Genomic DNA, 11651 nt, shown 5'->3' on the forward strand with positions numbered 1-11651 from the left:
AATTAAAGCCGATTTGATATGGTTGACAATGATTTATTGGCATAATTAGAAGGGAGCCTTAATTTTTTTGATGTTAAGTGGTGTAAGCAATTATGTCGATAAGTCATGTATAATTGATTTGTGTAATGACAGTTCGATATTACTTATGAGTATTAAATTATAATACAATTATTATCTAACCAAAATAAATTGAAAACTATGAAAAAAAATCTATGGAAGACTTTTGCCAGAAGTAGCATGTTTCTTGTTTGCGGTGGTTGTCTTGTTTTTTCCCCGTTTACCAGCATGTCTGCTAAAGCATCATTGCACGAAAAAGAACCCTTTGATTTTTACAGACCTCCGCTTGAGGATATTATTGTGAAGGGACAGGTTACCGATGCTAAAGGTCCGATTCCTGGAGTAAGTGTTAAATTAAAAGGAGCTGCTGCAACTACCGTAACAGATGCTTCCGGAAAATTTAGCATAAAAGTACCCGAAGATGCTACTTTAGTATTTACCTATGTAGGTTATGTAGATCAAGAGATTCAGGTAAAAAACCAAACCAATATTAATGTCCGTTTGCTAGAAAACAACCAAAACTTATCCGAAGTAGTAGTGGTAGGGTATGGAACCCAAAAAAAGGCAGTTGTATCTGGTGCTGTAGCATCGGTTAAAGGTACAGAATTGGCTAAATCATCTTCAGTAAACTTAACCAATTCATTGGCTGGTCGTTTACCTGGCGTTACGGCACTACAAGGAAGCGGGGAGCCTGGATACGACGGCTCGACGATCCGGATTCGCGGTATAAATTCGCTTGGTAATAATAATGCCTTAATTGTAATCGATGGAATACCTAACCGCGCAGGTGGGATCGAAAGGTTAAATCCGAACGATATAGAAAGTGTATCGGTGCTAAAGGATGCATCTGCAGCTATTTATGGCTCGCAGGCTGCAAATGGAGTAATCCTCATCACTACCAAATTAGGAAAATCGGGGAAACCACAATTTTCTTACGATTTTAGTTATGGCCTACAACAGCCTACACGCACACCTAAAATGGCCAATTCCACTCAGTATGCTGAGATTTTAAATGAACTGAATATTTTCGGCTCTGATCTTAATCCGAATGAATGGTCGGCAGCGTGGAATAGTTTCAAAACAACAGGTACTTATTTATCTACCGGCGGTAAAACGATTAATGCTGCTTACAAACCAGATGAAATCCGGAAATTCGGCGACGGCTCAGATCCTTTAAGGTATCCCAATACTGATTGGTTTAAAACTGTTTTTCAAAATTGGTCGCCTCAACAAAGACATAATGTTCAGATTAATGGTGGCAGTGAAAATGTGAAATATCTGGTTTCACTCGGCTATCTTGATCAAGATGCATACTATAAGAATTCTGCTACTGGCTATCAGCAATACGATATGCGTTTTAACCTGGAAGCAAAAGTAAGTAAATATATTACCACGACGTTGGGTGTAACTGCGAGAGAGGAAAACCGCAATTTTCCGACGGTTAGTGCGGGCGATATATTTAGATTTTTAATGAGAGGACGTCCTAATGAAATAGCCATATGGCCTAACGGTTTGCCGGGTAGAGATATTGAATATGGTTATAATCCAGTGGTTTCTACTACTGATTTAACAGGGTACAATAAAGATATCAGAGATTACTTTCAAACAACAGGTAAAGTTGAAATTAAAATCCCAGGTGTAGAAGGATTAAAAGTAACCGGTACTGCAGCCATAGATAAATATTCTGGAAGGCAAAAAAACTGGCAATTACCATGGACACTTTACGATTGGGACAAGAAGACTTTTCAAGCGGATGGAGTAACGCCTGTATTAACAGGTACAATAAGATCTCAATATACCGATCCAAGACTTAGAGAAACAGCTGGCGGCCAATTGGCTGTAAACTTAACGGGTATGATCAATTATGATAAAAAAATCGGCGATCATACTATAGGATTAATGGCTGGTGTAACCCGCGAGAAAATAACGAATGATGGTTTTACTGCATTCAGAAGATATTTCTTGTCATCGGCAATTGAGCAATTATTGGCAGGTGATGAGAAAGAGCAGTCGTTAGGTAATAATCCTGGCGACCCGAACAATTTATTCAACCGTGCACGATTAAGTTATTTCGGACGCGCAGGCTATAATTATAAAGAAAAATACCTGGCCGAATTTCTTTGGCGTGTAGATGGTTCTTATATTTTTCCAACTGCCAGACGTTTTGGTTTCTTCCCTGGCGTATCGGTGGGATGGCGCTTATCTGAAGAACCCTTTTTTAAAGACAATGTTAGGTTTGTGGATAATCTAAAATTGAGAGCTTCTTGGGGACAAATGGGTGCTGAAGCCTACTTTGGAGATGCCTTGCAAGAGTACCAGTACCTCAGCTTAATGAATTTTGGAAGTTATGTTTTTAATGATTTGATTACAAAATCATTGACCGAAGGCAAGGTGCCTAATTTAGATTTCGGATGGGAAGTTGCTAACAATACGAACATTGGTTTGGATGCATCCTTTTTGAAAAACAAACTCTCTCTTGAGTTCGATTATTTCTACAATAAACGTACAAATATCCTGATCAGCAGAGGAAGTTCGGTTCCAGAAAGTTCAGGGATTACAGACCGTTTACCGCCTGTTAACTTGGGTAAAGTAAATAACAAAGGTTTCGAATTTAAATTAAGTTATAACGACCACGTAGGTGATTGGAATTATGGCGTGAGTGTAAATGGTGGTTATGCTAAAAATAAAATCATATTTTGGGATGAGACACCGGGTGCCCCAGAGTGGCAACGTTCTACTGGTAGGGTAACTAGCTCGTGGTTGGTATACGATTATGATGGTGTTTTTAAAGATCAGGCAGAAGTTAATGCCAATACGCTTAATTATAGTGCACTTACCGGCAATCTTCGCCCTGGCGACATGAAATTTAAAGACACTAATAATGATGGTAAAATCAATGCGGATGATAAAATACGTTTAGACAAAAACGGAACACCAACCTTCACCGGAGGGCTAAACTTGAATTTGCAATATAAAGGATTCGACCTTTCTGTACTTATCCAGGGGGCCACAGGGGGGATGCAAATCGTAGGGATAACCGAATCTGGGGATATAGGTAATTTCTTAGAATGGTCGTATCAAAATCGCTGGAGTATCGAGAATCCGAGTTCAGTAAACCCACGTTTATCAAACAGGGGCGCTACTTATTATACCGATAGTAATAATGCCTTAAATAATACCTATTGGCTGCGCAGCAACAATTACATCAGGCTAAAAAATGTCGAGTTGGGTTATACATTGCCAACCACATGGGTTGAAAAAATTGGATTAAACAGTGTACGGGTTTATGCAAACGGCCTCAATTTGGCAACGCTTGATAAAATCAAGATATGGGATCCTGAATCAACCAATACAAGTGGTCAGTACTATCCTCAGGCAAGGGTAATCAACATGGGAATTAAGGCCGCTTTTTAAAAATGTATAACAGTTTATTAACTATAATGAAACCATCATCATTTTTAAAATCACATATTGAATATTTAAATCATGATAGCTTCATCGCAGTTGAAAATAAATTTAAAGGATGAAAAATATGAAAGCAACAAACAAAAATATAAATCTATATATATTGGTTTTTATAACTTTTCTTGCAGCTTCTTGTAAGAAAGATTTTATGGATGTAAACCCGCCCGATAAAATATCTTCGGAGCTGGTTTGGAAAGACCCTGCACTTGCACAGGCTTTTGTAAACGATATCTATAACGGATTGGGGAATGGCGGTTTTTCTGAGCAAATGCTGGCTTCTGTTTCGGATGAAGCGATGTTTACCCACCCAACAAGGGGAATCGACCTGATCAACAATGCAACCATTAACCCATCTACATTAGGCTGGGTAGATGATACCTGGGCTTATAAACAGATGTATAACCGCATCAGGGCTTGTAACACCACTGTAGARAGGATTGTTGGTGGCGATAATGGACTTTCCAGCCAATCGTTAAAAGATCAGTTACTGGGAGAGGCTTATTTCTTACGTGCTTACTTTTATCAGCAGTTATTGCGTTATTATGGAGCCGTACCTATCATTACCAAAACCTACGCTTTAACTGATGATTTTAAATTAAAACGCAACACTTACGAAGAATGTGTGAATTTTATTATTAAAGATTGCGATGAAGCCAATAAGCTGTTAACAGGTAAAACACTCGATAAAGGCCGCACTACTGCACTTGCTGCGCTGGCATTAAAATCTAGAGTGCTGACTTATGCGGCAAGCGACTTGCATGACAGAGCGAAACTTAATGCAAAAATTACAGGAATAGCTGCGCAAAAATTAGATTTCTTAAGCTATGCGAGTGGAAATCAAGCAGACCGTTATAAATTAGCCCAAACTGCTGCCAAAGCCGTTATGGATTTAGGTACTGGTTATAAATTAAATCTTTCTGCCCCTGCTGCGCTAACAGATGGCCGGTTAAATTATAAAAGTATAGCTATGGGTGGAGCAAGCAAGGCACCAAATATTGATGCATCAGCTGCATCTGAACTTATTTTTGCCCGCTATTTTATCATCCAAAGCAATATCAAACATGCACAGCAAAATGGCCCGAACGGTTACCATAACTGGGCTGGAAATACGCCAATTGGGTTATTGGTTGATGATTATGAAATGATGGATGGGACAAAGTTTAGTTGGAACGATCCGGTACAGAAAGCAAATCCTTATGTAAATAGAGATCCACGGTTTTACGCTACAGTTTTATATGATGGTGCAGGTTGGAAACCCCGCGATAAAGCATCTGGTAATGTCGATCCTGCCAGTCAAATCCAAACTGGAGTATACGATTTAATGGATAACAATACGAGAATTGACTTTAGAGGTTTAGATACACGCGCAAGTTCTATCGAAAACTGGAACGGCAGCTGGACAGGTTATTACTACCATAAATTTATCGATCCAGATCCAACTATTGTAGATGCCTCGATGTCGCAAAATGTGCCTTGGCCTTTCTTTAGATATACCGAAGCGGTATTTAATTATATCGAAGCGAGTATTGAGCTTGGCGAATTGAGTAATGCCACAAACTGGTTGAATAAAATTCGTTTCAGGGCGGGTATGCCTGCGGTTACAGCAACAGATCAGGCTGGCCTTAGAGAGGTTTACCGCCATGAGCGCCGTATAGAAATGGCCTATGAAGAACAACGTTATCACGATACGCGCAGATGGTTAATTGCTGGCGAAACACTAGGCAGAAAGGTTACTTACATCAAAGTTACGGGTAAATTTAAACCAGGTAAAACGATGTCTGCCCCTTACCATTATGACCCTACTGTATATGATTATACTTATAGTCCAGTTGTAGAAAATGCACAAGAAAACAGAAGTTGGGACAATAAACTTTATTTCAGGCCATTTAGTCGAGATGAAGTAAACAAAAATAATTTACTAGAACAAAACCCCGGTTACTAAGCTAACCAATCTAGATACCCGATGGATAATATTATTCATCGGGTTTTTTATGCAATAATATTTGGAGCTGGTCGATCGGATATTTTTACTTTTCAATAGAAAAAACAGGTAAGCTTAAGCCTTTGGCCATTCCCGTATTTAATTTTCAAAGCGTAGTTTTGCAAATAAACTTTTTTCTGTGACAGATTCAGACCTCAATTCGGTTATTACAAAACCAGATCCTTACGCCGCATTGCGCTTTAGGGAGTTCCGCTCTTATTTAGGCATGCGTTTTTTCTTCACATTTGCCTATCAAATGCAGGCAGTAGTGCTTGGGATTTATATTTATCATGTAACAAAAGATCCATTGGCCTTAGGGTTTGTAGGCCTGTGTGAGGCTATTCCTGCTATAGGGATTGCATTATACGGAGGTTATGTTGCAGATAAGAGCGAAAAAAGGGGCTTATTGCTCAAAGTATTTGGAGGCGTATTTCTTTGTACCCTCATTATGCTGCTGGTAACATTACCGCAGTTTAACCTTGGGCAGTTCGATATTATTTTTACCCTGTTTAATTTTAAGGTTAATCTAATTGCCTTAATTATGTATGTACTCGTATTTGGGATGGGGATATCAAGAGGGTTTTTCGGCCCGGCTACATTCTCTTTAATGGCTCAGATTTTACCAAAAAACCTTTATCCAAATGCAAGTACCTGGAGCAGTTCGAGCTGGCAGATGGCTTCTATTTTAGGGCCGGCAATAGGAGGAATAACTTATGGTTTCTTCGGTATTACCATAACTTATATCGTAATTATTTCTTTTGTATTTATAGCCCTTATCTGTATTTTCTTTTTAAAAGTACACCCTCCGCAGTTTGTGCCCAAAGAAAATATTAAAGAGAGTTTGCTTAAAGGAATAAATTTTGTGTTTAAAACCAAAATGATGGTTTGGGCAATGAGTTTGGATCTGTTTTCGGTGTTTTTTGGTGGTGCGGTAGCCATATTGCCCGTGTTTGCAAATGATATATTAAAAGTTGGACCCGAGGGTTTAGGCTTTATGCGGGCCGCTGTTTCTGCAGGATCTGTTTTTACGATGCTTGCTATGACGCGTTTTTCGCCGATGAACAAACCATGGCGAAATTTATTGATCGCCGTAACCGGTTTTGGCTTAAGCATCATCTGCTGGAGTTTATCTAAAAATTTCTACTTAACGCTCTTCTTTCTCTTTTTAGAAGGCTCTTTTGATAGCGTAAGTGTAATCATCAGATCAACCATTATGCAATTGTTAACACCCGACGAAATGCGCGGACGTGTATCGGCAGTAAACAGCATGTTTATTGGGTCGTCAAACGAAATCGGAGCTTTCGAATCGGGTCTTACCGCAAAGTTGATGCGTACCATCCCATCGGTAGTTTTTGGAGGAACGATGACATTGGCAATTGCTGGAATTACATGGCTAAAGACGAAATCTTTAACGAAACTGAGTTTGCAGGATATTAATGAACAGACAACTAAAGTTGTTTAGTTGCTGCCTAAACATTTCGGTATACGGATTTTCATGCTAAGTGGATCCTGAAATAAATTCAGGATGACGATTCCCTGTGTAGAGTTGCCAACTTTAATAGCCTTTTGCTGGAAAGTTGACAACTCTGAAATTTAATTACTCACGGTAGTTATTATGCTATAAAAAATAAGGTTGTTAGATAGCGGTTTTTAAACATCATTATGCCGAGTTTGTTGCAAATAATCTGGGCATGCCCCAGGCTGCGCAAGGGTCGGGCTATCCGTTACAATCTTTTTTGAAGAAAAATCAAAAAAGGATTTCCACTGCTATCCCTCATGCAAGAAAAACATTGTGCCTTTGTTTCTTGGTGGTTAAAAACAAAAATGGTCCGTGAGGATACGGACCATTGTAAATTAAAACTTCTTGTTCTTGCCCCAGATTAGATAAATAATGGAACCTAAAAAGGGAGCAAGCAGGATAATGATAAACCAAAGCACCTTTACCGAGAAACCGATGCTGTTGTTTCTCGATATATGATACAATGCCGTTAATATTAAGGCCAGCCATAATATGGCCGCTATGATAATGATAATTGCGATCTGGTTGCTTTCTATTTGAGCTAGTAACATGACAAATTCTTTTTGTTCCTAAGCTTCAACAACTCTTTCGCCAATTTGTTGGCGCCACATAGCCTGATATAAACCATTTTGTGCAATTAGTTCTTCATGCCGTCCTTGCTCAATAATTTGGCCTTTCTCTAATACATAAATTTTATCAGCATGTTTTATGGTCGATAAACGGTGGGCAATCAAAATGGTAATGTGATCGGTTAGATCAGATACCGAACGGATGGTTTTGGTAATTTCTTCTTCTGTAATCGAATCCAGAGAAGAAGTAGCCTCATCAAAAACCAAAATATCTGGCTGACGGAGCAATGCCCTCGCAATTGATAAACGTTGTTTCTCTCCGCCCGAAACCTTAACACCACCTTCGCCAATTAACGAATCTAAACCTTTATCGGCACGGGCTAAAAGTGTCTGACAAGCAGCCTGGTTTAAAACTTTATAACATTCTTCATCCGTAGCATTAGGGTTAACAAATAGCAGGTTTTCTCTTATTGTACCCGAGAACAATTGCGTGTCTTGCGTTACGAAACCGATTTTCTCGCGTAAGGCATCAAGATCGATATCGTTACTTGGGATACCATTGTATAAAATCTCACCATCTTTTGCCGGATATAAACCCACCAATAGTTTTACCAGTGTGCTTTTTCCAGAACCCGATGGACCAACAAATGCAATGGTTTGCCCGTGATGGGTTTTAAACGAAATATTATCTAAGGCATTTCTATTGGCTGTTAGGTGTTTGAAACCCACATTGTTAAAGGTTAAATCCTTAATTTTTGCTATAGAAGTTGGATTCTCAGGTTTTTTATCAATCGGTGTACTTAAAATCTTTTTAAAGTTACCTAACGAAACTTCAGCCTCACGCCAGGTTAAAATCACATTGCCCAGTTCTTGTAGCGGTCCGAAAAGGAAGAACGAGTAAAAAAGGAATGAAAAATACTGCCCGGCTGAAATCGTATTATCGAAAATAAGCAAAAGCAGCACCAGTACCATCGTACTTCGAACCAGGTTTACGGTAGTGCCCTGAACGAAACTCATACTGCGTACATATTTCACTTTTTTAAGCTCTAAACCTAGAATTTTGTAGGTGGTTTTATTCAATCGATCAATTTCCTGATCGGCCAAACCTAAACTTTTAACCAATTCGATATTTCTTAATGATTCGGTTGTAGAACCTGCCAAAGCTGTGGTTTCGCCAACGATAGAGCGTTGAATGGTTTTGATTTTGCGGCTTAAAAACCAGCTTACAAAACTGATGATCGGGATAGCAGAAAAATAAACCAGGGTAACTTTGTAGCTTACCGAAACCGAATAAACGATGACGAAAATCATCCCGATTAAACTAACAAAAAGGATACTGATAAAGGCGGTGATAAACTTCTCCGAATCTAAACGTACTTTTTGTAAAATACCCAGGGTTTCTCCGCTACGTTGATCTTCGAAAACCTGATAAGGCAATTTTAAAGAGTGCTGTAAGCCGTCGGCATACATTTTCGCACCAACTTTTTGAACAATCACACTGGTGAAATAATCCTGAAAGTTTTTAGCGATACGCGAAACCATGGCTGCGCCAATAGCCAGCCCGATTAAACCCAAGGAGCCCCAGAGGTATTGGTTGTACGTTAACGAATCTTTTTTATTGATAAAACGGTCTAAAATCCGACCGGTGATGTATGGATCTAAAAGTGAAAAACCAATATTTATGCCTGCTAGCAATAACGCTAAGGCCACAATCCACTTGTGGTTTTTCAGGTAGTTAAGTAATAATCCCATTAAGTTTTGCCGTTTGTTAATGCAAACATAAAAAAAGGGAACGGATAAAAATCCATTCCCTTTTTTTATGACTTTAAGCTAAGAAACTTAGCTAAACGGTTGTTAAAATCCGTAACGTAAACCAATTTGTATCTGCCAAGGGTTACCTGATGGTGTAACAATACCTGTGTTATTTACACGATAAGTATAAGCTTTGTTTGTAGCATCGAATGCGCTAACAGCATATAAAGCCTGGTTGCCCAAAGTTTCATTTACACCCCATTTTTTGTTAAGTAGGTTTGCAAAATTAAACACATCTCCAGAGAATTCAATACTGTGCTTTTTATTTAATTGTAGTTGATAGCTTAATTTTAAATCAACAATACCAAAAAAGTCATTTACGCCGCCATTTCGCTCTGCTATCTGACCAGAATATTTATTAATATAATCTTTTAAACTTTGGCTTGCATCTGGATTATCCAATAATGTCTGTAAGCCTGTTCGGATATTTGCAGCAATATTTTGATTGTTTCTATCGAATACAAAAGCTAAATCATTTGTAGCCACAAAATCTCCATTAATATTGCCGCCAGCCAATAAGCTATATCGTGTTCCACCAATACCAGAGTAACGAACGCCTAATCTAAAGCCATAAAAACTTGGCGACGTTCCATAAATAACAATCTTATTACGGAACTGATTATCTGAATAAGACATTTTGCTCAAATCTCTTGGATCATCTTTAACAGGCAGAGATAAAGTAGCGGAGTTTGCTACGTTGCCATTATATGAGGTATTATCTTTTGTGTCGTTATAAGTATAACTTGCAGAGATTTCTCCATCTTTGAAATAATTCCAGGTCGCATCTATAACTATAGCGAATTGATTTACTTTACCTTTACTATTTAATTCTAACACACGGCCAAACTGATTAGTTAAACGACCGCCTTTCCAATCGGCAACACCATTACTCGCTGTTATACTTGACGTTGGTACAAATACACCACGGTTACCTTCGTTAGGAAGGGTAAAGAATGGATTTGCCGCCATATTTTTGTCAACATACATGTAGTTGTTACGTCCTAATGTTGCGTAACCCGTAATCCCAACCTTAAATTTATCGGTGATTAATTTACTGTATGATAAGTTGGCTTTATAAACCACTGGAATTTTTGCATCTTCTGCATAAGTATTGATAGTTGGTACCTGTAAAGCACTTAATGAAGGTGTAGCAACAGTACCATTTCTATAACCTATAAAGTTTGGTGTTGGTACATTTGCGCCGAAAACATCAACTGTTGCTAAATGTTTACCATCAAAGGTTAAGTTATTAATGGTCACATAATTGTTCACATCCGAACCGAAAATGCCTGCTCCGAAACGAACAAAGTCTGTTCGGTTTTCATTAATATCCCAGTTAAATTGAATTCTTGGCTGAATTAAAAATTGTTTTAACTCATGGTCTGTTCTCACACCAATAGCATCAAATAGTTGCTGATTTAGTGGCGATTTTGGATAAGTGCTGTAATCAATGCGTAAACCACCTATAAAATCTAAACCTTTTGCCAATTTAGTCTGCATTTGGCCGTAAATAGCGGCGTTCCAAATGCCGGCTTTAACAGTTGGGTCTGCAACCAAAGGTACTTCACGATAAAATCTGTTTGGAGCAAGGTTATTAAAGTTTGTAATCGCTGGAACTTCGATCTTTTTTGTAGGGTCATTTGGAAAAGCAGGATCTTGAATCTGAGAAGTTGAGTATTCGAAACGGCCATTCACTTCACTACCATAAAGAGATTTTGCATTGGTATACATCACATCAACACCAAATGTATATTTAACCTTATCGGTATTATAATAAAAATTATCTACCAGTTGGAAAACATTATTGGTAAAACCTTCTTGTCCGAAACGGTGGCCACCAATTTGTATTGCAGTAGAGATACCCTTGGTGCCATCAGCAAGGTCAGATTTTATATTTCCTACAATTGCTCTTGGAATGGCACTTGTTAATTCGTCATTTTGGGTACTCGCCTGGAAAGTATATAAATGTTGTATTTTTAATTCGTTAGTGATTTTGCTGCTTATGGTTGAACGTAAAGTGGCCAATAAATTATTGTCGACATTTTTATCGTTACCATAACTTTCGTAGAAATTTATCGCGGTGTTATCTGCTAAACCTAACGGATTTCTATCGTTTGTGTAATTATCACGAATGGTTAATAAATTTCTGTCATTAATTTGCCAATCTATACGGGCAAATGCAGCATCCGARCCGCGCTTTTTGTCGAAGGAACCATATTGAGGTGTATTTGCTACGCCATATTTAGGA

General features: G+C 38.4%; 6 protein-coding genes. 3 read left to right on the forward strand and 3 right to left on the reverse strand.

Annotated elements, in window-relative coordinates:
* Nucleotides 1-198: 198 nt before the first annotated feature.
* The 3 genes from AC1DPQ_RS05750 to AC1DPQ_RS05760 all read left to right on the forward strand — a co-directional run bounded on the left by AC1DPQ_RS05750 (nucleotide 199) and on the right by AC1DPQ_RS05760 (nucleotide 6965).
* Nucleotides 199-3471, forward strand: a complete 3273-nt coding sequence (locus AC1DPQ_RS05750) for a SusC/RagA family TonB-linked outer membrane protein (protein ID WP_477608353.1) — start codon at nucleotides 199-201, stop codon at nucleotides 3469-3471.
* A gap of 118 nt (nucleotides 3472-3589) precedes the next feature.
* Nucleotides 3590-5464: a RagB/SusD family nutrient uptake outer membrane protein gene (locus AC1DPQ_RS05755; RefSeq protein WP_477578511.1), complete on the forward strand. Its 1875-nt coding sequence runs from the start codon at nucleotides 3590-3592 to the stop codon at nucleotides 5462-5464.
* Between the two features lie 178 nt (nucleotides 5465-5642).
* A complete protein-coding gene (locus AC1DPQ_RS05760; protein WP_477578513.1) occupies nucleotides 5643-6965 on the forward strand; it encodes an MFS transporter in 1323 nt (440 codons plus the stop codon).
* Nucleotides 6966-7357: 392 nt separating this feature from the next.
* On the opposite strand, the gene AC1DPQ_RS05765 is transcribed toward AC1DPQ_RS05760, so the two are convergent.
* The 3 genes from AC1DPQ_RS05765 to AC1DPQ_RS05775 form a co-directional block, all read right to left on the reverse strand.
* Nucleotides 7358-7573 (reverse strand): PLDc N-terminal domain-containing protein, encoded by a 216-nt coding sequence (locus AC1DPQ_RS05765; RefSeq protein ID WP_477578515.1) that lies wholly within the window; start codon nucleotides 7571-7573, stop codon nucleotides 7358-7360.
* Nucleotides 7574-7591: 18 nt separating this feature from the next.
* Entirely contained in the window at nucleotides 7592-9343 is a 1752-nt protein-coding gene (locus AC1DPQ_RS05770; protein WP_477578517.1) for an ABC transporter ATP-binding protein, read from the reverse strand.
* A gap of 102 nt (nucleotides 9344-9445) precedes the next feature.
* A partial coding sequence (locus AC1DPQ_RS05775; protein ID WP_477608355.1) for a TonB-dependent receptor occupies nucleotides 9446-11651 on the reverse strand: 2206 nt, incomplete at its 5' end.

This window comes from Pedobacter sp. 01T416_2 (genome assembly GCF_056398925.1).